Source organism: Pseudomonas sp. 10B238, assembly GCF_000970615.1.
Classification (GTDB): domain Bacteria; phylum Pseudomonadota; class Gammaproteobacteria; order Pseudomonadales; family Pseudomonadaceae; genus Stutzerimonas.
Window position 1 is genome coordinate 223,489 of sequence record NZ_KQ033935.1, and the last position, 22,879, is coordinate 246,367.

The window sequence follows — 22,879 nt, forward strand, 5'->3', positions numbered from 1 at the left end:
GGCGACCGAGCGCTTGCAATGGCTAGGCGGCGGCGCAGATGCAGGCGGTTGTGGCTATGCAAGATACCTGTACAGGTCCTAATGCCAAGTAGACCTCGGTCTACGGGCAATCTGCCAGAGCCGCCGGTCTGGTCTTGAGCGGTAGCTCCCAAGTTGTCGTGGCTGGACGGCGTCAGTGCGGGTTGATCGCGGGCGGCACGAGGCCTCGGTCGGCCGCTTGCAATGCCGCCAGCAGCTTTTGGTCACGGCGGTAGACATCGGGACGATAACGCGGCAGCCCGTTGCTGTCGGCTTCGGCTGTCCAGTAGGCCAGGAGTATCGGTGTAGGTTCTGTCGGGCGGTATTCGTAGGTCAGCCCAGTATCAAGCAATTGGGCAACGCGCTCGCGTTCGGCCTCGCTCAGCAACAAATCAACCAGTTGCATCACCGATTCTACCCTGACACAGCCCGAGCTGAACGCCCGCTGCGAACGTGCGAACAGGCCCTGGCTCGGCGTGTCGTGCAGGTAGATGGAATAGGGGTTGGCGAAACGGATGACCACCCGGCCGAGCGGGTTGTCGGGTCCGGCGGCCTGGCGCAGCAGAATCCGCCCCGGATTGCTCCAGTCGATCGTGGCCGGATCGAGTACACGGCCTTCGTAATCGAGCACCTGCATGTTGTGTTGCGCGAGGTAGCTCGGGTTTTCGCGGATCTGCGGCAGCTTGTCCTCACGCAGGATGGTCGGCGGTACGGTCCAGGTCGGGTTGAGCGTGATTCGCGTGACGATCGATTTGATCGACGGGGTCTGCCGAGTATCGCGGCCCACCTGGATACGTGCTTCCCATTGCGGGCTGCTGTCACGGAAGTAGATCACTCGCCCGCCAGCGATATCGACCAGCAGCGAGCGGGGCTCGATGTCAGCGGATAGCCAGCGGAACCGTTCCAGGTTTACCCGCAGCTGATTCAGCCGGTTGGCTGGCGTGGCGTTCAGTTCGGTCAGTGTGTCGGCGCCGAGGATGCCGTCGTCCTGCAGGGCATGGCGGCGCTGAAAGGCCTTGAGCGCGTCCACCAGCTGGTCGCTGTAGCGATCGTCGGCGCCCGGAGCACCGGCCGTTGCGAGCAGGTAGCCGTCTGCGCTTAAACGCTGCCGTAGCAGTGGCACACGTGGATCTGACATGCCTGGTCGCAAGGTCTGGCCGGTAGGAATCGGCTGCCATTCTGGCTCCGGTTGATCGCGCAGCCGCGCATAGGCCTTGCGCAAGTTGTTGTACTGCTCCAGCGACGGACGCGCCTTATTGAATGTGTGCTCCAAGTGCTCCAGTCCTTCGCTGGCGATGGACATCAGGTGCGCCTCGGCCTTCGGCGTCGCGGCTGCATCAGGCCTGTGCCAGACGGGCTCGATGCGGTCCTGAGGCAGGCGTCCTTGGGCCAGGTGACCTAGGGCCGACAGGTAGGCATGGCTGGCTAATACATCGCTGCACTCGCGGTGCAGCGGATCACGTGTGGCGGTTAGCATCGCCCGACGAATGGCTTCGGGATGGTAAGCCGCAGGTTCCAGCCCGTCATCGACCAGCGCTTCGATCTGCACCAACAGCGCGTCAATCTGCGTATAGGAGGTCCACAACATATCGAATTGCTTGCGTCGATAGAACTCAGAAAGCCGTTCCAGAGCGGTTGTATCGACATCTGCCAGGGGCTGGCCGCACGCACTTGGAAGGTTCTGCAGGACACCCTGAATTGAGCCGGCGGGCTCAGGTACCGGTTCCGCCACCGCCAGCCATGGCGCCAAAAGCAATGTGAAAAGCAGACCTGATGTATGTTTTTTGTACAACGCTTCACTCCTGGTGGTCCCGCTGACTGCTAGACTCCGCCGCTGAACAAGCCACGGTGTCTGGAAAACAAGGCCCGTTCAGGCTACTAGAACTTGTTGTATCAGACGACGTGGGAGCACTGCAGGTCCCGTCTGATTTAATTTCGCTACTTCAATTCGTGTTTGGGCCTGGTAGCGAGCAGTGGGGCGTCGGTCGGCAGGGAAGATCGGCATTGGCGCCCGAGGAGGTTACTTTACAAATGATGGTTTCGCTTCGCCGCCTCTGTTTGGCCGTCGGCTTGCTCATGTCTATGCCGCTGCTGGCCGCCTCACCTGCTTATCAGCCGCTGGTGGACGATCTTGCCCGCGTGGCTCCGACCCTCGATCCGGTTGTGTTGACTCATGCTGTCGCGGCCATGCAGTGCGCCGTGAACCATGGCGCGACGCCGGCTAAACGGTTGGCCGTCATCGATTTTTCGCTGCCTTCTTCAGAGCGCCGGCTGTGGATTTTCGACCTGCAGCGCGGGCGGCTCTTGCTCAAGGATTTCGTCGCGCATGGCAACGGGTCGGGTGAAAATCTGGCTACGCGTTTCTCCAATGTCGAAGGTAGCCACCAGTCGAGCATCGGTCTGTTCCGCACGGCAGAAAGCTACAGCGGCAAGCACGGCTACTCGCTGCGCATGGACGGGCTAGAGCCCGGTGTGAACGACCTGGCGCGCGAGCGGGCGATCGTCATCCATCCGGCCGATTACGTGAATCCGGCCTGGATTGCGACGCAGGGGCGTATCGGTCGTAGCCAGGGCTGCCCAGCGGTTCGCCCGGAAGTGGCGCGCATGGTGGTCGACAGCCTCAAAGGCGGCCAATTCATGTTCTCCTGGTACCCGGATCAGCAGTGGCTGCAGTCATCGGCTTACCTGAACTGTGAATCGGGCCAGGCGGCCACCTTGATTGCATCAAGAACTGACAATTAAAAAAGCCGCTCTACTTTTAGAGAGTGAGGTGGATGTGAGAAGCGACATTCACCTCGCCGGTTTCCTTTCAGCTATTTCTGTTCGCTTTGCGGCGTAACCCTGAGCACTTCTTCCAAGGTCGAGAGCCCTGCAGCAATCTTCTGCGCGCCAGATAGGCGCAGGCTGTGCATGCCGTCTTTGAACGCCTGACGGCGCAGGGCGATGAGATCGGTGTCGGCGGTGATCAGTGGTTTGATCGCATCGTTGAGCAGCATGATCTCGTAGACCCCGGCGCGGCCGCGATAGCCGGTGTCGCGGCATTCGATGCAGCCCACCGCCTGATGGGCGTTACCCGGCAGTGGGGCATTCCAGGGTTTGGTCAGGGCCTGCCAGTCATCGGCGTCGAGCTTTATGGGCGTCTTGCAGTGTGGACAAAGTGTGCGCACGAGACGCTGGGCCATCACCCCGAGCAGTGTTGCGCGGAGCAGGTAATGCGGAACGCCAAGCTCCAACAAGCGTGTGATGGCGCTTGGCGCGTCGTTGGTATGCAGCGTCGAGAGCACCAAGTGGCCGGTGAGTGCCGCCTGGATCGCCATTTCCGCCGTTTCCAGGTCGCGAATCTCGCCGACCATGATGATATCCGGGTCCTGACGCATTAGCGCGCGCACGCCGCTGGCGAAGGTCAGGTCGATGTTGTGCTGCACCTGCATCTGGTTGAAGGCGCCCTCGATCATCTCGATTGGGTCTTCAATGGTGCAGACGTTGACCTCGGGCGTCGCCAGCTGCTTGAGGGTGGTGTAGAGCGTGGTGGTCTTGCCCGAGCCGGTAGGGCCGGTGACGAGGATGATGCCGTTGGGTTGGCCGGTCATGCTCTGCCAGCGGCGCAGATCTTCGGCGGAAAAGCCCAGCTGATCAAAGCCCTTGAGCAGCACTTCCGGATCGAAGATCCGCATCACCATCTTTTCGCCAAACGCCGTCGGTAGGGTGGAGAGGCGCAACTCGACTTCACCGCCATCCGGCGTCTTGGTCTTGACTCGCCCGTCCTGCGGTTTGCGCTTCTCGGCGACATTCATTCGCCCTAGCGACTTGAGACGGCTGACCACTGCCATCGCTACCTGCGGCGGGAACTGATAGACGTTGTGCAGGACGCCGTCGATGCGAAAGCGCACTGTGCCCTGTTCGCGCCGCGGTTCGATGTGGATGTCGCTGGCACGCTGGTCGAAGGCGTACTGGAACAGCCAGTCGACAATGTTCACCACGTGCGCGTCGTTGGCATCCGGCTCCTGATCGCTGGCGCCGAGGTTGAGCAGCTGCTCGAAGTTGCCGGTGCCGCTGATCTTCTGGTCGGTCGCGGTGGCGCCGCTGACTGACTTGGCCAGCCGATAGAACTCGACGGTGAAGCGCTGCAGGTCGACGGGGTTGGCCACCACACGCTTGATGGGCCTCTGGAGCACATGGGTGAGGTTGGCTTCCCAACTCTTTACGAAGGGTTGGCTGCTGGCGATGGTCACCGCCGAGCTGTCGACCGCCACCGCGAGGATCTTGTGCCGCTGGGCGAAGGCATAGGACATCAGTGGGGTGACCGCCGCGACGTTGATCTTTAACGGGTCGATGCGCAGGTACGGCTGCCCGGCCTGTTCGGCGAGCCAGACGGTAAGGCTTTCCAGATCGAGTTTCTTGCCGGGACGCGCCAGGTCGTCCAACTGCTGCGCGCCGAGGAACTCCAGAGGGTGCTGCTGGCTGTTCGCCGAACTGCGCCGCAGGGTCATGCATTGCTCAGCAGTTTCCTGCAGTAACCGTCCTTGGGCGACCAGATCTCGCAGCAGATCATTGAGGTCGAGGAAACGGTCCTGGGTGGGCGAATTCAACACGGACATGGGGCCCTTCGGTCATGGTGGAGACGAGGGCCAAGCTTGCCGATAAATCAGCGCGCTGTCTGCCTGAGCGGTTCAACTTTGCGGGACCGTCCGTAACTGTCGAAGGGTGGCGGCACGCCCGCCGTTACAGCCGCTTGATCGCCAGCTTCGGTAGCGTGGGCTTCAGCCCACAAGACTCGGGGACGGGCACAGGTCAGGCGCTACTAGTAAGGGGCTTTGCGATAGCGGTGGGCTAAAGCGGAGCGCCGCCCGGCCCACCCTACGCTTAGTACGAGCCTCGAGCCTCGAGCCTCGAGCCTATTTTTTTGTCAGCAGCTTCCAGGGCTTGAGCGTCCAGACCGTGCGCGCCTGATCTATCCGTGCATCGAGCAGCTCGTCGTTTAACGGCTGTCCGGCCAGCTCATAGAGTTTGGCCAGTTCGCCATAGAGACGGTCGGCTTCCGGCAGCTCCAGCGTGGCCCGAGCCAGGTGCAGCCAGACCAGCAGCCGCTCGATGCGCGGGCGCTGTTCCGCGAGGTCTTCAGGCTGTTGCTGATAGCGCAGCAACTGCAGTGCCTGGGCTTCTTCCCCGAGCAGGCGTGGCAGCCAGTTGCCCAGCTCGGCGGCGCCCTGGCGGTTGCCACGATTGTTGCGCCCGGCGGTCCAGCCGCGCTGCAGCAGCCAGAGCGAGGCTTTCAGCGAGAACAATCCCCAGCGCGGCTGCGCCAGCTCGGCGGCAAAGGCGTCGGGTGCGCTTTTGCGTGCGCTTTCGTCGTCCTGTCCGGCTTCGACCCTCGGGCGCCATTCCTGGATCAGCGCGTCGAGTTGTTCACGCAGTTCGCGGCTGGTCGCACGCGGGGCTGCCTGGCCGAGACTGCCCAGCAGGGCGCGCAGCTCGACCAGTTGCTGCAGCCAGTCGCCGAGCAGTTTCCAGTGGCCGTTGAAGCGGTACTGTTCGGCCAACCGCTGGCTATTGCCCAGCAGCTGCCAGGCCAGCGCGGCAAAGGCGTCGTCCAGCGGCATGCTCGCCTCTAGCTGCGGTGCTGGCACGTTCAGCGAGTAGCTGTCGGCGTCATACAGACGATAGCCGCGCTCGGCTTTGCTGATGTCACACGGCATCAGCGCAAGGTCGGCGGCCAGTTCTGCGGCCAGCTCCAGCAGCGCTTCGGGCTCGCCTTGGCGCAGCTCAAGTTCCAGCTCGCAGATCTCTTCGCTCTGCTTGCCTACGACCACCTTGCCCAGGTCGAGGGCCGCTTCGATGACCACTTTGGCCTTGCCACGGCCCCAAGCGATCTCGGCCTTTTCGCGGACGAAATCGGTGGTGAAGATCGGCTTCAGGGTCTTCTTGTCCAGCTCGGCCAGGCTGGCCGGCCAGCAATCATCCGCGAGCTTTTTTACGTCCAGCTTGGCCTTGTCCAGATACCAGTCCCACTCGTTGCGCTCGGACAGCCCAGCCACGCTCTGGCCGCGGCTTTTCAGCGTCTGGATGAACTGCTCGCCGTCGCGACGCAGGCGCAGCGCGACCTTTGCCTGAGCCAGATCGCGCGCGGGCGTGTCGAAGTACTGGTTGAGCAATTCGTGCCGCTGCCAGCCGCTCTTGTTGCGTTTCTTCAGCAGTGGATGCTCGCGCAGGGCTGCCAGGGTTTCGCGACTGACGCGCAGTTTGATTTCGGTTTCTTTCTGCATGGTGCCGAGATGATGCCTATGTTTGAGTGTGACCTACGTCACTTGGTAGCGGCCCTTTGAGGTCATCCGTATACTTGCCGCCTTCTGAAGCCGGGGTGTTCCCTATGCCAATCAATCCTTTCGTCAGCCTGTTCGGACGCTCGCCTATCGGGCCGATGCAACAGCACATGGCCAAGTCCCACGAATGTGCCGCCAATCTGGTGCCGCTGTTTCAGGCGATCACGGCCGAAGACTGGGAGCGGGTCGAACAGATCCAGAAAGAGATGGCCCGACTGGAAAACGAGGCCGACAAGCTCAAGAAGAGCGTCCGTCAACATCTGCCCAAGAGCCTGTTTCTGCCGGTTCCGCGTTCGGATCTGCTGGAGCTGCTGAGTGTACAGGACAAAATTGCCAACCGTGCCAAGGACATCGCCGGGCTGATGCTAGGCCGTTGCATGACCATTCCGCCGGCCCTGCAGCCGGAAATGATGGCCTTCGTGCAGCGCAGTGTGGACGCCAGCTGCCAGGCGCTGAAAGCGCTCAAGGAACTGGATTCGTTGCTGGAAACCGGCTTTGCCGGCCGTGAAGCCACGCTGGTAGAAAAAATGGTCGAGGAACTCGAGGAAATCGAGCGTGAAACCGACCGTATGCAAATCACGGTGCGCCGTGCGCTGTTCAAGCTGGAAAAGGAATTGCCTCCAGTCGACGTAATGTTCCTCTACAAGATCATCGAATGGATCGGTGACGTAGCTGACCGTGCCGAGCGAGTCGGTAACCGTCTGGAACAATTGCTGGCGCGCTGAGGCGCCAGCGTCTTTTCTGGTTCAACAGGTAATTCCTTATGTCCTTTATCGCGGAATACGGCTTCGTACTGCTGGTGCTCGCCTGCGCTTTCGGTTTCTTCATGGCCTGGGGCGTGGGCGCCAATGATGTCGCCAACGCCATGGGCACATCGGTGGGTTCCAGGGCGCTGACTATCAAGCAGGCCATCATCGTCGCGATGATCTTCGAGTTCTGCGGTGCCTACCTCGCCGGTGGCGAGGTCACCGAGACGATCAAAAACGGCATCGTCGATGCGGAAGTCATATCGCCGGATCTGATGGTGCTGGGCATGATGTCGGCGCTATTGGCGGCCGGCACCTGGCTCCTTATCGCCACCATGAAAGGCTGGCCCGTTTCCACCACGCATTCGATTATCGGCGCGGTGATCGGCTTTGCCGCGGTGGGTGTGTCCACTGATGCCGTGCATTGGGACGCTATCGGCCCCATCGTGGCGAGCTGGGTGGTGACACCGTTGCTGTCCGGCATCGTCGCCTTTGGCCTGTTCATGAGCGTACAGAAACTGATCATCAATACCGATGATCCGTTTCTCAACGCCAAGCGCTTCGTGCCGCTGTACATGTTCCTGACCGGTTTCATGGTGGCGTTGATGACCGTTACCAAGGGCCTCAAGCATGTCGGCCTGACGCTGAGCGGCGGCCAGGGCATCCTTCTGGCGTTCGCTATCGGCGTGCTGGTGATGCTGGTGGGGATTGCGCTGCTGTCGCGGATTAAGCTTGATGTCGAGGCTGATCGGACCTTTCACTACGCCAGCGTGGAAAAGGTCTTCGCCGTTCTGATGATTTTTACCGCGTGCTCCATGGCTTTCGCCCATGGCGCCAACGACGTGGCCAATGCGGTAGGCCCGCTGGCGGCCGTGGTCGGCGTCATCCAGTCGGGCGGTGCTGCGGAAATCGCTGCCAAGTCTGCGGTGCCGGGCTGGGTGCTGCTGCTGGGCGCCGTCGGTATCGTCATCGGTCTGGCCACCTACGGCTACAAAGTGATCGCCACGATCGGCAAGGAAATCACTGAGCTGACGCCAAGCCGCGGTTTCGCTGCCGAACTTGCGACCGCAACCACCGTTGTCGGTGCCTCCGCCATCGGCCTGCCGGTATCCACAACGCATACGCTGGTCGGCGCGGTCCTGGGCATCGGTATCGCACGGGGTATTGGAGCGCTGAACCTCGGTGTGGTCGGGTCGATCTTCATGTCCTGGTTGATCACGTTGCCGGCCGGGGCCTTCCTGTCGATCGTGTTCTTCACCATCCTCAAGGCGATCTTCGTCTGATCGGACGCGTTGCCGCTGCTTTTTCCCCTCGGGGGCGCGGCGGCAACGCGTTTCATGTTTCACTGGGCGCCTTCGTCTTTGTCTCCAAGGAGGTCGTCGGTGCCCATCCCCTCGCTCAAAGACCAGTTTGCCGCGCTGATTGCCGCGCCGTCGGTGAGCTGTACTCAAGCCCATTGGGACCAGACCAACCGCCCGGTCATTGACCTGCTTGCGGGCTGGCTGGGCGACCTTGGTTTCAGCTGTGAGGTGCAGGAAGTAACCCCTGGCAAGTTCAACCTGCTCGCCAGCTTCGGCAGCGGGCCTGGCGGGCTGGTGTTGGCCGGGCACAGCGATACCGTGCCCTTCGATGCCGAATTGTGGACTGCCGAACCACTCCAACTGCGCGAAGCCGATGACCGCTGGTATGGCCTTGGCGTTTGCGACATGAAAGGCTTCTTCGCGCTGATCATCGAGGCGGTACTGCCACTGCTCGATCAGCCGTTCCGCCAGCCGCTGCTGATCCTGGCCACCTGCGATGAAGAAAGCTCAATGTCCGGCGCCCGCGCGCTGGCCGATGCCGGACGGCCGCTGGGGCGCGCCGCGGTGATTGGCGAGCCGACCGGGCTGCGGCCGGTACGCCTGCACAAGGGCATCATGATGGAAGGCATCGAAATCCAAGGGCAGAGCGGGCATTCGTCCAATCCCGCTTATGGTCATAGCGCCCTGGAAGCCATGCATGACGTCATGAGCGAGCTGATGACGCTGCGCCGCGAATGGCAGGATCAGTACAACAATCCGCTGTTCGACGTACCGCAGCCAACACTCAACCTCGGTTGCATCCACGGCGGTGACAACCCCAATCGCATCTGCGGCCAGTGCTCGCTGGAGTACGATCTGCGGCCGTTGCCGGGGATGGAGCCTGATCAGTTACGCGATGCAATTGCCGGGCGCCTGCGTCCGGTCGCTGACAGACATCAGGTGAAGATCGACCTAGCGCCACTGTTCCCCAGCGTACCGGCCTTCGATCAGGGCGCTGATGGCGAGCTGGTTAAACTGGCCGAGCGGCTCACCGGACATGCCGCCGAGGCAGTGGCCTTCGCCACCGAAGCGCCTTATCTTCAGCAGCTTGGCTGCGAAACGCTGGTGCTAGGCCCGGGCGATATCGCCTGCGCCCATCAGCCGGACGAGTACCTGGATCTCGACAGGATCGAACCCACCGTGAGGTTGTTGCGCGGGATGATCGAGCACTATTGCCTGCAACCGGCGAGCCGAGGATAGGAGCAGGGCTGACGACCTCATCGTCGCATGTCCCTGCTCCCTGCCTACCGTACCCGACCCGACTCCCGGACTGAACAAGCTGTTACTGAAGGCTTTCTGCAATGCACAACTACGTCACCTGGCTTCGCGACTCATCGCCCTATATCAACTCGCACCGTGACCGCACCTTCGTGGTCATGCTGCCCGGCGATGGCCTGGAGCATCCCAACTTCGCCAACATTGTTCATGACCTGGTGCTGTTGCACAGCCTTGGCGTACGTCTGGTGTTGGCGTTCGGCTCACGTCCGCAGATCGAAGCGCGGTTGGCCGCTCGCGGTATCGAGCCGCGCTTTCACCGCGACCTGCGCATCACCGACACGGCAACGCTGGAGTGCGTAATTGATGCCGTCGGGCATATGCGCATTGCGCTTGAAGCGCGTCTTTCCATGGATATGGCAGCTTCGCCCATGCAGGGCGCGCGGCTGCGCGTGGCCAGCGGTAACTTCATCACCGCGCGACCCATCGGTGTTCACGATGGCGTGGATTACCAGCACACCGGCGAAGTGCGTCGCGTTGATCGCAAAGGCATCGGCCGGCTGCTGGATGAGCGCACCATCGTGCTGCTCTCGCCGCTGGGCTATTCACCCACCGGTGAAATCTTCAACATCGCCTGCGAAGACATTGCTACCCGCGCCGCCATCGATCTGGAAGCCGACAAGCTGGTGCTGTACGGGTCCGAGCGCGGCCTGCGCGATGAAAGTGGCAAGCTGGTGCGCGAGCTGCGCCCGCCGCAAATTCCGGCCTATGTCGAACGCCTCGTCGGCACCTATCAGGCCGAGCTGCTGGATGCCGCCGCGCAAGCCTGCAAGGGCGGTGTGCGCCGCAGCCACGTGATCAGCTATGCCGAGGACGGTTCGTTGCTCAATGAGCTGTTCACCCGCGACGGCGGCGATGGCACGCTGGTGACCCAGGAGCAGTTCGAGCAGCTGCGCGAGGCGACCATCGAGGACGTCGGCGGGTTGATTGATCTGATCACCCCGTTGGAAGAGCAGGGCATTCTGGTGCGGCGCTCGCGCGAGGTGCTCGAGCGCGAGGTGGAGCAGTTCAGCATCGTCGAGCGCGATGGGCTGATTATCGCCTGCGCGGCGCTCTACCCAATCGCCGATTCCAACTCGGGCGAGCTGGCCTGCCTGGCGGTCAATCCGGAATATCGCCATGGCGGACGCGGTGACGAGTTGCTCGAGCGTATCGAGGCGCGGGCGCGCAAGTTGGGCCTGAAAACCCTGTTCGTGCTCACCACACGCACGGCGCACTGGTTCCGCGAACGCGGTTTCGAGCCTAGCGGCGTCGAGCGTCTTCCGGCCGCACGGGCCTCGCTTTATAACTTCCAGCGCAATTCGAAGATCTTCGAAAAGGCGCTGTGACCGACGAGGCGGTCGTGGGCCGCCTCGATTTAGTCCGGCGTCGCGTAGGGGCTCGCTGAGCGAGCCTCGACCGCATCTGCGGAAAAGTGAATCGCGGGGTCCGGGATAAGCCCGTCGATCTGCAGAATCAGGCCGATTAGCAAGGCAATGGTGATTGCGGTGGTCAGGCTGCCCTTGCGAGCGGACACCAACAGGTCAAATAGCGACATGAATGTACCTCTCTTCTTCTTCTTCTTGTTCTTGAGGCTTCGGCGCGCTGCATCGGCGCGACGAAGACACACATTGGAACCCTGAGAAGAGGGGAAAAGTTCATATCTTCCAGCAGCGTCTCCCGCGGACCGCCGTAGCCTGCGGGCTAGAGCGGTCATGCTGCTTGATCAGTGGTGCTTATGGTGCGCTGAGGTTGGTCAGGCTGCGCTGATAGTCCTCGACGAAGCTGTCGAAGTCCTGAGTGTCCGCGGCTTCAACCTGCGCCTGCTGTGCCAGCGAGCTGCGTGCGGCTTCGTCGAACCAGGCCATGTCGGCATCTGACAGCGCTCGACTACGGAAATCGTCGGCGTGTTGACGGGCCTGCCGCAGCGCGAACTGGCTGAAGCTCTCGCCGTTGCGCTGCAGCTCGTCGAGCACGCGGGCCGACGGTGTCAGGCTGCTGTCTGCAACCTTGGCCTGTTGCGCGGCGACGGCGCGAGCATGCTCATCACCACCGTGACTGCGGTCCAGCAGTTCGGCGACCTGGCCGATCTGCGCAATCAGCTCGTTCGCCCATGTCTGCAGGCTGACGCCTTCACCACAGCGACGCAGTTCAAGCCCGGGTTTGCGGCCTTCCTTGACCACGCTGAGGAAGTTGTCGCTGCTGGCCCGGCATTCGCCTTCTACCAGGCAAGGGCTCTGCTGCAACGTGCAGAACAGCAGGAAGGCATCGAGGAAACGCGCTTCGGTGACGTCGATGCCCAGCGGCAGGAAAGGATTGATGTCTAGGCAGCGCACCTCGATGTACTGGATGCCGCGCGCGCGTAAGGCATGCAGTGGGCGCTCGCCAGTGTCGGTGACGCGCTTGGGGCGGATGTTCGAGTAGTACTCGTTCTCGATCTGCAAGACGTTGGTGTTGAGTTGTTGCCAGTTGCTCTCTGCGTCCTTGGTGCCCAGCGCCGCGTAGTCGGGGTAAGGCGTGGACACCGCCTTGTGCAGGCTGCTGGTGTAACTCGGCAGATCGTCATAGCAGGGCGTCAAGCCGGCCTGGGCATTGCTCTGATAACCCAGATCGCTCATGCGCAGGCTGGTGGCGTAGGGCAGATACAGCGTGTCTTCGTCGAGCTGCTGGAGCTGGTGCGGGCGGCCACGCATGAAGCTGACGTCCAGTGCGGGCGAGGCACCGAACAGGTACATCAGCAGCCAGCTGTAGCGGCGGAAGTTACGGATCAGTGCGATATAGCGCCAGGATTGGTAGTCCTGCTGCGAGCGGTCATCGCCCTCATCTGCCTGCAAAGCAGCCCACAGCGCCTCGGGCAGGGAGAAGTTGTAATGGATACCGGCGATGCACTGCATAGTCTTGCCGTAACGCAGCGCCAGGCCTTGGCGATAGACGTATTTCAGTCGCCCGATGTTCGAACTGCCGTACTCGGCGATGGGAATCTGCGGCTCGTCCGGCAGGTGACCGGGCATCGAGGGACTCCAGAGCAGCTCGTCGCCGAGCTTGCTGTAGGTGTAGCGATGGATCGCGTCCAGCTCGGTCAGCGTCTTTTGCGGATCGGTTTCGGTGCCGGTGATGAACTCCAGCAGCGCTTCTGAATAGTCCGTGGTGATCTTCGGATGGGTCAACGCCGAGCCCAGTGCTCGCGGATGCGGCGTCAGTGCCAGCTGACCATCGGTGTCGACACGCAGGCATTCACGCTCTATCCCATGCAGGCATTGCGAGAGCAGCGACAGGTTGTGGTGCTCGGCCAGCAGCGCCAGGCGGTGGGAGAGAAGATCGCTCAATTGGGAATTCCTTCACGCGTCAGTCGGCACAATATGGGGGTGGATTGCACGCTCTACAAGAGGCCTTCAGCGTTGGACCATGCACCGCTCCAGGGCGTTTCCAGCGAACCGTGGGCGGCGGGTCCGATGACTCAGGTAACCGAGAAGGTCGCCTGCGCCTTGGCCACCAGCTTTTCACCCTGATGGACTTCGGCTTCGAGTACCTGAGTGCGCCGCCCGCCGTGCACCACCCAGGCGCGGCAGGTCAGTTCACCTTCGCTCACCGGGCGGATGTAATTGACCTTGCATTCCAGGGTGACGCTGTTAGGTTCGCCGCCGTTGAGGCTGTGGCTGGCCTGGCCCATGGCGGTGTCGATCAGCGAGAACAGCGCGCCGCCGTGCAGCTTGCCGTGCAGGTTGCGCAAGCCGTCGTGCATTGCCAGACGCAGCAGTGCCTCGCCATTGTCGGCCTTGATGATCTCCAGGCCCAACAGGCGCCCGAAGGCGCTGCTGCTGCCCACTGCCTCGGCTTCGCGCACTTTATTTCCTCAGGTTCTTGGCATTGGCGAACAGCGCCGCCATGGCATTGTTGGCCGGCGCCGGCTTGGTCTCCGGCTTGGCTGGCACGCGCTCGGCGCGGTTCTGCTGGCCGCTGCGGTTGTTGCCGGCGCCGCGCATGCTCTCCGCTTTCTCACCGGGGGTGTCACTCATGCGCATGGACAGGCCGACGCGCTTGCGCGGAATGTCCACTTCCATGACCTTCACCTTGACGACCTCGCCGGCCTTGACCACCTCGTAAGGATCTTTGACGAACTTCTCCGACAGCGCCGAGATGTGTACCAGGCCATCCTGGTGCACGCCGATGTCAACGAAGGCACCGAAGTTGGTCACGTTGGTAACCACACCCTCCAGCACCATGCCCGGCGTCAGATCGCTCAGCTTTTCCACACCATCCTGGAACTCGGCGGTCTTGAACTCGGGCCGTGGATCGCGGCCGGGCTTTTCCAGTTCCTGAAGAATGTCGCTGACGGTGACCAGACCGAAGCTTTCATCAGTGAACTGCTTGGGATCGAGACGCTTGAGGAAGGCCGAGTCGCCGATCAGCGAGCGGATGTCGCGGCCGGTGTCGGTGGCGATGCGCTTGACCAGCGGATAGGTCTCCGGGTGCACGGCCGATGCATCTAGCGGGTTGCTGCCATTCATCACACGAAGGAATCCGGCGGCCTGCTCGAAGGTCTTGTCGCCCAGGCGCGGCACCTTCTTCAGCTCGTTGCGTGTCTTGAACGCGCCATTGGCGTCGCGGTAGGTAACGATGTTCTGAGCCAGTGTGGTGTTCAAGCCGGAAATGCGCGCCAGCAGGGCAACCGAGGCGGTATTGACGTCGACGCCAACGGCGTTCACGCAGTCCTCCACAACAGCATCCAGCGACCGCGCCAGCTTGAGCTGGGACACGTCGTGCTGGTACTGACCGACACCGATGGCCTTGGGCTCGATCTTCACCAGCTCGGCCAGTGGGTCCTGCAGACGACGCGCAATCGACACGGCGCCGCGGATCGAGACGTCCAGGTCAGGAAATTCCTTGGACGCCAGTTCAGAGGCCGAGTACACCGAAGCGCCGGCCTCGGAGACCATCACCTTGGTTAGCTTGAGGCCCGGCACCTGCTTGATCAGGTCGGCAGCGAGCCGGTCGCTTTCACGGCTGGCGGTGCCGTTGCCGATGGCTATGAGGTCAACGCCGTGCTTGGCGCAGAGCTTGGCCAGCACGGCGAGAGTGCCGTCCCAGTCATTACGCGGCGCGTGCGGATAAACGGTGGCGGTATCGAGCAGCTTGCCGGTGGCATCGACCACCGCGACTTTGCAGCCGGTACGCAGGCCCGGGTCGAGGCCCAGGGTAGCGCGCGGGCCGGCCGGCGCGGCCAGCAGCAGGTCATGCATGTTGCGAGCGAAGACCCCGATGGCATCGTCTTCGGCCTTTTCGCGCAGTTCGCCGAGCAGGTCGGTTTCCAGATGCGTGTAGAGCTTCACTTTCCAGGTCCAGCGCACCACTTCGCCGAGCCACTTGTCAGCTGCGCGGCCGCGGTTGGAGATACCGAAGCGCTCGCCGATCATTACTTCTCCCGGGTGCATGGTGCCGGGCACTTCGTCTCCCACCTTCAGGCTGACGCTGAGCACGCCTTCGTTGCGCCCGCGGAAGATTGCCAGTGCGCGGTGCGAAGGTGCGCTTTTGAGCGGCTCGTCATGCTCAAAATAATCACTGAATTTCGCCCCTTCGTTCTCCTTGCCCGGCACCAGGCGCGCACTCAGGGTGGCGTTGTGGCTGAGGAAGTCGCGCAACTTAGCCAGCAGGTTGGCGTCTTCGGCGAAGCGCTCCATGAGGATGTACTTGGCGCCTTCGAGTACCGCCTTGACGTCAGCGAAGCCTTTCTCGGCATCGACGAAGCGGGCGGCCTCGCTTTCAGGATTGAGCTCGGGATCGGCAAAGATCGCGTCGGCCAATTCGCCGAGGCCGGCTTCCAGGGCGATCTGGCCCTTGGTACGGCGCTTCTGCTTGTAGGGCAGGTAAAGGTCTTCGAGACGGGTCTTGGTGTCGGCAAGGTCGATCTCGCGCTTCAGCTCGGGCGTGAGCTTGCCTTGTTCCTCGATGCTGGCAAGGATCGACGCGCGACGGTCATCCAGCTCGCGCATGTAGCGCAGACGTTCCTCGAGCATGCGCAGCTGAGTGTCGTCGAGGCTGCCAGTGACTTCCTTGCGGTATCGGGCGATGAAAGGGACGGTGGAGCCTTCATCGAGCAGCGCCACGGTGGCGGCAACTTGTTGCGGGCGCACGCCCAGTTCGGCGGCAATGCGGGAGTTGATGCTGTCCATAGGATGTCCTGCGGGCGGAAATGACGGCCGACCGGCCTGAAAAACGCGCCAGTATAACTGCCGATGCCAGGCTTCGGGCGTTTGGCACGGTCGCCAGCCGTCGCGTTCGTAGGCGCGGTGCTTGTGTTTTAGCTGCCGGCCCGCCACCATCAGATTCTCAAGTGGCACTGCGCCATCAGTTGTGGCTATCCACCCCGTCCGCCGTTCAAGAGTTGTAGTCATGTGTGGCCAGACGCGGCTTGCCTCTATCCGCTCCGTCATTGCGTTGCTCGTTGCGCTGGGCCTTGCCCAGCTTGTCTGGGCAGTGGCGGACGACTGGGATTTCCCGCGCATTCTGAGCCTTGCTGAAAAACGCTATGGCTCGTTAGGCGAAGGGCGCGAGCGCCTGCTGGCGTGGCAGCAGCTGTTGGGCGAACAGGGATTGGCGGCCGAGCACGACAAGTTGCGTGCGGTGAACAACTTCTTTAATCACCAGCTTCGCTTCGAAGATGACGTCAGGCTCTGGCGGCAAACCGACTATTGGGCCACCCCGGTCGAAGCCTTGCGCATTGGTGGTGGCGACTGTGAAGACTTTGCGATTGCCAAGTACGTGACCCTGCGCCGTCTCGGCATTTCGGCGGACAAGCTGCGCATCACCTACGTCAAGGCCGTCCGGCTCAATCAGGCGCATATGGTCCTGACCTATTACGAGCAGCCGGGCGCTGTACCCCTGGTTCTGGACAATCTGGTCGGCGGCATTCTGCCGGCGACGCAGCGCAACGATCTGGTTCCCGTTTACGCATTCAACGGCGAAGGGCTGTGGCTGCCAGGGCGAAGTGGCGACAAGCAGGTTAGTGACAGCAAGAGGCTGTCGCGCTGGCAGGATTTGCTGAAAAAGATGCAAGCGGAAGGTTTTCCGGCCGGGTCCGGATCGTAGGAGTTTCACATGTCTCTGTTCAAACAGCTGTTGCTAGCGATCTGCCTGTTTTTGCTTGCCGCGTTCACCGGCAGTTTCGTGGTCAGTTTGGAGAGCTCACGCGACCAGTACGCCAACCAGCTGCGCTCGCATGCGCAGGATGCGGCCACGGCGCTGGGTTTGTCGCTGACGGCCAATATCGATGACCCGGCCATGGTCGAGCTGGTGGTCAGCTCGCTGTTCGATAGTGGCTATTACCAGTCCATCCGTGTGATTGAGCTGGAAACCGAACAGCCCATGATCGAGCGGCAGGCCGAGCCGGACGCCGGCAGTGCGCCGCAATGGTTCGTCAGCCTGATTGATCTGCAGCCAGAGGGCGGTGAGGCGATCGTCAGTCGCGGCTGGCAGCAGGCCGCACGCGTGGAGGTGGTCAGCCACCCGATGTTCGCCGTATCGCGCCTGTGGCAGAGCACCCTCGGTATGTTCGGCTGGCTGGTGCTCTGCGGTGTGGTCAGTGCATTGCTAGGCGCGGCGCTATTGCGACGCCAGCTGCGCCCGCTCGACGATATGGTCGAGCAGTCCCAGGCCATTACAAGGCGTGAGTTCCTCAGCGTGCCGCAGTTACCGGAAACCCCGGAACTGCGCCGCGTGGTGCTGGCCATGAACCTCATGGTGGAAAAGCTCAAGGCACTGTTCGATGAAGAGGCGCGCCGCAGCGAGCGCCTACGTGACGAGGCCTATCATGACGGCCTGACCGGGCTGAGCAACCGCCGGCATTTCGACATGCAGCTGCAGGCTCGCTTGAGTGGAGAGGATCTGGCCGGCAGCGGCTATATGTTCCTGCTCAGAATCAATGACCTCACCGGGCTCAATCAGCGGCTCGGCGGCGCGCGCACGGATGAGCTGCTGCGTGTGGTCGCCGAGCAGTTGCGCCAGGTCACCGCCGATCGCTTCCTGATCGGGCGGACACGCGGTGGCGAGTTCGCCTTGTTGGCGGTAGGGCTTGATCGGCTCGAAGCAGGCCGCTTGGCCGAGCAAATCGAACATGCGTTGGCATCGTTGCAGCAAACCGGGCTAGCCGATGTATTGCCTGTGGCCCACATCGGCCTGACGGCATTCTCGCAAGAGCACAGTGTTCCGGCGCTCTACGCCGCTCTTGACCAGGCACTGGCGCAGGCCGCCAGCCAGTCGCGCCAGGCCTGGGCCTGCTATGAACCTGGCGCTGAGGTGCCCGTCGCCGAACAGCACCAGGACTGGTACCAGCTACTGGATGCTGCCCTAGAGAACGGATTGCTCCAGTTGTATTTCCAGCCTGTGATGAGCGCAGTTGAACCGCAACGGCTCATCCACAGCAAGGTCTTGGCCCGGCTGGTGGACCAGCAGGGCGATGTGGTTCCGGCGGCACGCTTCCTGCCCTGGCTGGAGCGCTTCGGTTGGACGGCACGCCTCGATCTGGCCATGCTGCGTCAGACGTTGGAGGCCCTTGAAGTTCACCACTCGCCACTCGCGATCAGCCTCTGCGGAAGCACGCTAGCGGACCCGGCTTCGCGTGAGGACGTGTTCGAGTTGCTCGCGCGCCACGGCGATGTCGCGGGCCTCCTAACGCTCGAACTGGACGAAGCCCAGCTACCGGATCAGGCGAGCCTCGAGCAGCTGGCACGGCGCCTGCGTCAGCTCGGCTTTGGATTAGGCATTCAGCACTTCGGCGGCCGATTCAGCATGATCGGCAATCTGGCGCGGCTGGGATTAGGTTATCTGAAAGTCGACGGCAGCTACCTGCGCGGTGTCGATACCGAAGACGACAAGCACTTGTTCATCCAGGCCATGCAGCGCGCCGCGCACAGCATCGACCTGCCGCTCATTGCCGAGCAGGTGGAGACGGAGGGGGAGTGGATGACGCTGCGTGCGCTGGGTTTCGAGGGTGGACAGGGCCGGTTGCTGGGCAATCCGGCACCGTTGCAGGGCAGCACCAGCCGATCAGATCACGCCGGTGTCGTCATCGTCGATCAGTAAGCGAGTCGAGCCGAGCGCATTGCGCGCCCGGCTCCGCCCTGCCAGCTTGGCCTGAGCGGAACCCGGAAGGTCGGTGATCCGCAGCAGGCCCTTGTCGATCAGGGCATGAATCAGATCCTCCAGTACCCGCACCATCTCCAGATCGCTCTGGCGCAGATGTGCAAGGCTGTCCTGAGCGGCGAGCCAGGCGCGCACTTCGCTGTCGTCGTCCGGCAGTTCGCCGGTCATGTCGTCGAAGGGCGACGGTTCGACCCGCAGCAGCCGTCCGCTGGAATCACGCGTGATATAGAACACTCGGCATCCTCATATGGGAGTAGCGACGATACCCGCCAGCGGCTCGCGGCGGGGNGTCACCTTCAGTGATCGACCTTGACGATATGGTCGGCAACCAGCGAATTGATGATGTCCGTAGGATTCGAGCCATACGAAGACAGATCGACCGCGGCGCCGCCGGTTTCCAGCTTGATGGTGACGCCGGCATTGCTGCCGGTGTCATTCAGGACGCCGGTGGTGCTGATCTGCAAGGTGGACGTGGTGGTGTCCACTCGCAGATAGCTGAGGAGGTTGCCGTCGTTTTCGCCCTGGAGCAGATCGCGCAGGTCGATGCGGTCGCCTTCGGTGGCATTGAAGTCGAGGATGCTGTCCTTGCCCAGGTCTCCGGCTTTCCACGTGAAGGTGTCGGCTCCGCTTCCGCCGGTGAGCTGGTCGTCGTCCAGCCCGCCGATCAGGATGTCGTCGCCGGCACCGCCGACCAACAGGTCGTTACCGGTGCCACCGTCCAGCGTGTCGTTGCCCTGCAGTCCGTAGAGCAGGTCATCGCCCGCGCCGCCGCTGAGGTAATCGTCTCCCGCTGCGCCACTGTGCGTTGAGCTGGCCGAGCCGCCGATGACCGTGACGGCCGTGCTGGCGCCGTCACTGATCGTGAGCGTCAAGGTCGGCGCAAAGTCGGTCGGCAGCGTTGTGCTGGTCACCAATTGCAGCTGGTCGGTCCCCGACACTGCGGTCGAGGTGACCAGGAGCGATACATAGTTGCTCAGGTCGAACTGCCCGTTGGCGTCAGGAGTGATCTCCAAGTAACTGCCGTCTTGCAAGCGAACACTCAGGGCCGCGTCGGCTGGCAGATCGCTGAGTGACATCGCACTGATGGTTTCGGCGATCCCCACGGTGTCGCTGACCTGGGCGAACACATCGATCGGGTAGTGATAGTTGATGGCGCCGGATGAGCCCGTGTCGAAGGCCAGGTACTCGATCTGGAAGCCGTTGTTCTTTGCTTTGAAGGTGTTGCTGGCGTCCTGACCGATGCTCAGCATTGTCATTTCGACGCTGCTCGACAAACCGACGTTGGCCTCGGTATTGCCGCCCTGGTTGAACAGGCTGCCGTCCACGGTCGCCACCAGCACGGCCTTGGTCACGGTACCGCTGTAGCTGTAGCTCGCCGACCAGGTACCGTTGGAATTCACGGTGGCGGTCACAGGCGCGAGATTGTTGCCGTTGGCGTCGGTCAGCAGAAGCTGGAGCTTGAGCGTCGCGCTTGTGGCCGTTGCGCCGCTGGAAGTGAGCGCGCCGGTGATCAGGTGGTTGCCCGGCAGCTGGCTGACATCCAGCTCGCTCTTGAACTGCACGCTGTCGTCGCTCGCATTCTTCAGGCGCATGCTTGCCGAATGGATGCCGACCGGGAAATCGATCCGGATCGCTTCGGTGCCATCGATGCGGTTGTCGCCGTTGGCGTTGGTGCTGCGTACCGCCAGCAACGAGCCGGTGGAAAAGGTGAATACCTTGCCGGCGCCACTGGTATCGATCGCAGAGATCGAGATGCCGCTGGGGAAGGTAAAGGTCGAGGCCCCGTCCAGGCCAGCGATGTTGCCGGTACTGAAGTCGATCGCACTCGAGCTGGGTGCGCCGACGACGACGGACACGTCGCTTGATCCGATGGCGTCGGCCACAGGCGTGACCTGAATGGCGGTCGTATCGGTGTCGCTCAGTGCGCCGCCGCTGCCCATGTTGCCGTTGTCGTTGCTGGTCATGGTCAGCGTGACCGTACCGCTGGCGTCATGCTCCGGGGTGTACGTCGGCTGTGTAGCCGGCTGAGCCAGGTAGGCGTTGATGTCTGCCAGGCTGCCGGTCAGCACCAGCGTGCTGCCGCCCGAGCCGCTCACGCTGACACCGGCGGTGGACGCAGCCCCCAGCACCCCCTGTTGGACGGCCAGCGTGACCGTAACCGAGCCACTGGCGGCGTCGACATCGGACACTGCCAGCCCGCTCAGCTTGAGCGATCCGTCCTCGGCCATGGTGTAGCCGCTCGGCAGCTGGTTGACCGGCGCATCGTTGACCGCGCTCACCTGGATCGACACCGTTGCGGGGCTCTGATCCAGGTTGCCAGCGGCGTCACTGGCGCGGTACTGGAAGGCGGTGCTGCCGTTCCAGTTGGCGTCCGGCACGAAGCTGATCGCGGCCTGGTTGTTTTCGGCCGGGATGGTCTGGCCTATGACAACCGGCTGGCCGTTGTAGCTGAGTGTGGCGTGGGTCGGCAGGCTGGTGACGGTGAAGTTGGCGATGCTGCTGCCGGCATCGGTTGCGCTCAGTGTGACTGTTACAGCGCTGGCGTCCTCGTCAGCACCGACTGTCACGTCTGCCGTTTCCGGTGCAGTGGTATCGCCAATGGTGATGTGCGTGCTCGCCGAGGCGGTACTGCTGCCGTCCTGGGCGACCGCGGTTGCAGTAATTTCCAGGCTGCCCGTCGGGCTGCCGGGCAGGTTCATCGTCAGGCCGCTGAGGGTTACCGCGTGGGTGGTCGCGTCCACCGATACGCTGTAGGTGCCATCACCGGCCAGCGGCACGGACCAAGTGCCGTCGGGGTTGGCCGAGCCCACCGACAGCGTGGCACCGGCAGGCAGCTCCAGGGTGATGCTGCTGATCGACTCGGAGTAATCGATGTCAGTCGGTGCGGCGGTGATGGTAAGCGGATAGCTGGTGTTGCTGGCAAAGGTGATCGAATGGATCAGGTAGTCATCCCCGGCGCCCGGCGCACTGAACTCGATACGGCTGATCGCGCTGCCGTTGGTGCTCGTAAGTGCGATGCCTGGGTCGATTCCGTCGCTGCCGCCGGAGATGGTGCCGCCTCCGATGACGACATTGTTGCTGTCGTAAAGCGTGTAGGCGGCGTGTTCGCTCGAATTCAGCCAAGCCAATTGAACGGTTGCGCTGGCAACAGGGGCGTCGAATGCCACGATCAGGCGTTCCGCACCGCCGAGCTCATTCGCGCTGCCGTTAGAGCTGTTCCCCTGTACACCGAAGCCGACCGGGCTGCTGTTGTGCGAAATGCTGCCGGTGCTGCCATCACCGTTCAGCGCAGTGACGGTGTAGCCCTGCCCGCTGAGGTTCGCGTTGGCGCTGGTAATGCTGGTGGTGGTCGTGCTGGCGGCACCCATGGTAATGCTGACGTCCGGCGTGTCGGCGACTGGCGCGACGTCGAAGGTCAGGGTATTGGGCGTGGCAGAGAACAGACCGCTCTGGTCGCTCACCGAGAAAGTCAATGTTGCGTACTGGCTGCCGGCACCGTCCTGTCCGGGCGTGTACGTCAGCTTACCCAGGTCGGCGGGCGCAATGACCTGCCCAGCGGTGACCGCCGTACCGTTCAGTTGCAGAGCGCCGGCGCTCGGCAGGCTTTCGATGCGTATCGCCTGCAGGCTGTCGCCTGCATCCGGGTCGTTGAAGCCGAAGTTCGCTGCGCTGAACTGAACGGTGCCATCCTCGACCAGGCTGACGTTGGCGTCGGTCCCGGCCGGCGCATCATTCACCGCGGCGACGTTGACCGTCACGCTGGCCGCTGCGGAGGTCAGCACACCGTCGCTGACGGTATAGCTGAAGTTCGCGATGCCATTGAAGTTGGCGTCTGGTGTGAAGGTGACCGAGCCGTCCGCATTGAGCACGGCAGTACCGCCGTTGCCGCTGGTGACACTGGCGATGGTCCGGTCGGCGTTGTCGACGTCACTGTCGTTGGCCAGCAACTGGCTCGCCGCGTAGGTAATCGGCGTGTTTTCGGTGGCAATGAGGCTGTCTGATACAGCGACCGGAGCATCGTTACTGCCGGTAATGGTCACGGTGACTTGCTGCTCGGTGCCGT

16 protein-coding genes are annotated in these 22,879 nt (G+C 62.6%); 7 read left to right on the top strand and 9 right to left on the bottom strand.

Features of this window, described 5'->3' with window-relative positions:
- Positions 1 to 172: 172 nt before the first annotated feature.
- Positions 173 to 1,810 (bottom strand): L,D-transpeptidase family protein, encoded by a 1,638-nt coding sequence (locus RT21_RS15260; protein ID WP_046163375.1) that lies wholly within the window; start codon positions 1,808 to 1,810, stop codon positions 173 to 175.
- A 239-nt stretch (positions 1,811 to 2,049) separates the two neighbouring features.
- Here RT21_RS15260 and RT21_RS15265 point away from each other — a divergent pair, with 239 nt between their 5' ends.
- Positions 2,050 to 2,760: a murein L,D-transpeptidase catalytic domain family protein gene (locus RT21_RS15265; RefSeq protein ID WP_046163376.1), complete on the top strand. Its 711-nt coding sequence runs from the start codon at positions 2,050 to 2,052 to the stop codon at positions 2,758 to 2,760.
- 71 nt (positions 2,761 to 2,831) lie between these two features.
- Here RT21_RS15265 and RT21_RS15270 read toward each other — a convergent pair whose 3' ends face one another.
- Both RT21_RS15270 and RT21_RS15275 read right to left on the bottom strand, forming a co-directional pair.
- Positions 2,832 to 4,616: a type IV pilus assembly ATPase TfpB gene (locus RT21_RS15270; protein ID WP_046163377.1), complete on the bottom strand. Its 1,785-nt coding sequence runs from the start codon at positions 4,614 to 4,616 to the stop codon at positions 2,832 to 2,834.
- A gap of 297 nt (positions 4,617 to 4,913) precedes the next feature.
- The gene (locus RT21_RS15275; protein WP_046163378.1) at positions 4,914 to 6,281 is read right to left on the bottom strand and encodes a CYTH domain-containing protein; all 1,368 of its coding nucleotides are present in this window, start codon (positions 6,279 to 6,281) and stop codon (positions 4,914 to 4,916) included.
- Between the two features lie 104 nt (positions 6,282 to 6,385).
- Between RT21_RS15275 and RT21_RS15280 the strand changes: the two genes are divergently transcribed.
- The 4 genes from RT21_RS15280 to argA all read left to right on the top strand — a co-directional run bounded on the left by RT21_RS15280 (position 6,386) and on the right by argA (position 11,027).
- Positions 6,386 to 7,063: a TIGR00153 family protein gene (locus RT21_RS15280; protein ID WP_045164191.1), complete on the top strand. Its 678-nt coding sequence runs from the start codon at positions 6,386 to 6,388 to the stop codon at positions 7,061 to 7,063.
- A gap of 38 nt (positions 7,064 to 7,101) precedes the next feature.
- Positions 7,102 to 8,367 carry an inorganic phosphate transporter gene (locus RT21_RS15285; protein WP_046163379.1) on the top strand — a complete coding sequence of 422 codons (1,266 nt, stop codon included), beginning with the start codon at positions 7,102 to 7,104 and terminating at the stop codon, positions 8,365 to 8,367.
- 99 nt (positions 8,368 to 8,466) lie between these two features.
- Complete coding sequence (argE, locus tag RT21_RS15290; protein ID WP_046163380.1) at positions 8,467 to 9,624, top strand: acetylornithine deacetylase; 1,158 nt, start codon at positions 8,467 to 8,469, stop codon at positions 9,622 to 9,624.
- 101 nt (positions 9,625 to 9,725) lie between these two features.
- Positions 9,726 to 11,027 carry an amino-acid N-acetyltransferase gene (argA, locus tag RT21_RS15295; RefSeq protein WP_046163381.1) on the top strand — a complete coding sequence of 434 codons (1,302 nt, stop codon included), beginning with the start codon at positions 9,726 to 9,728 and terminating at the stop codon, positions 11,025 to 11,027.
- A gap of 29 nt (positions 11,028 to 11,056) precedes the next feature.
- Here the strand turns inward: argA and RT21_RS15300 are convergent, their stop codons facing one another.
- The 4 genes from RT21_RS15300 to RT21_RS15315 form a co-directional block, all read right to left on the bottom strand.
- Positions 11,057 to 11,236, bottom strand: coding sequence for a hypothetical protein (locus RT21_RS15300; protein WP_045423332.1), 180 nt, complete (start codon positions 11,234 to 11,236; stop codon positions 11,057 to 11,059).
- Between the two features lie 178 nt (positions 11,237 to 11,414).
- Positions 11,415 to 13,004: a glutamate--cysteine ligase gene (gshA, locus tag RT21_RS15305; protein WP_046163382.1), complete on the bottom strand. Its 1,590-nt coding sequence runs from the start codon at positions 13,002 to 13,004 to the stop codon at positions 11,415 to 11,417.
- A gap of 131 nt (positions 13,005 to 13,135) precedes the next feature.
- Positions 13,136 to 13,522, bottom strand: coding sequence for a PaaI family thioesterase (locus RT21_RS15310; RefSeq protein WP_046163383.1), 387 nt, complete (start codon positions 13,520 to 13,522; stop codon positions 13,136 to 13,138).
- A gap of 1 nt (position 13,523) precedes the next feature.
- Entirely contained in the window at positions 13,524 to 15,848 is a 2,325-nt protein-coding gene (locus tag RT21_RS15315; protein ID WP_046163403.1) for a Tex family protein, read from the bottom strand.
- A 220-nt stretch (positions 15,849 to 16,068) separates the two neighbouring features.
- Here RT21_RS15315 and lapG point away from each other — a divergent pair, with 220 nt between their 5' ends.
- Together lapG and lapD are read left to right on the top strand one after the other, a co-directional pair.
- Positions 16,069 to 16,764: a cysteine protease LapG gene (gene lapG, locus RT21_RS15320; protein WP_046163384.1), complete on the top strand. Its 696-nt coding sequence runs from the start codon at positions 16,069 to 16,071 to the stop codon at positions 16,762 to 16,764.
- A 9-nt stretch (positions 16,765 to 16,773) separates the two neighbouring features.
- On the top strand, positions 16,774 to 18,756 hold the full coding sequence (lapD, locus tag RT21_RS15325; RefSeq protein WP_046163385.1) for a cyclic di-GMP receptor LapD: 1,983 nt from the start codon (positions 16,774 to 16,776) through the stop codon (positions 18,754 to 18,756).
- On the opposite strand, the gene RT21_RS15330 is transcribed toward lapD, so the two are convergent.
- Positions 18,721 to 19,050: a hypothetical protein gene (locus tag RT21_RS15330; RefSeq protein WP_046163386.1), complete on the bottom strand. Its 330-nt coding sequence runs from the start codon at positions 19,048 to 19,050 to the stop codon at positions 18,721 to 18,723. The genes lapD and RT21_RS15330 overlap by 36 nt on opposite strands.
- Positions 19,051 to 19,112: 62 nt before the next feature.
- The coding region (locus tag RT21_RS15335) for a tandem-95 repeat protein (protein WP_046163387.1) at positions 19,113 to 22,879 on the bottom strand (3,767 nt) is incomplete at its 5' end.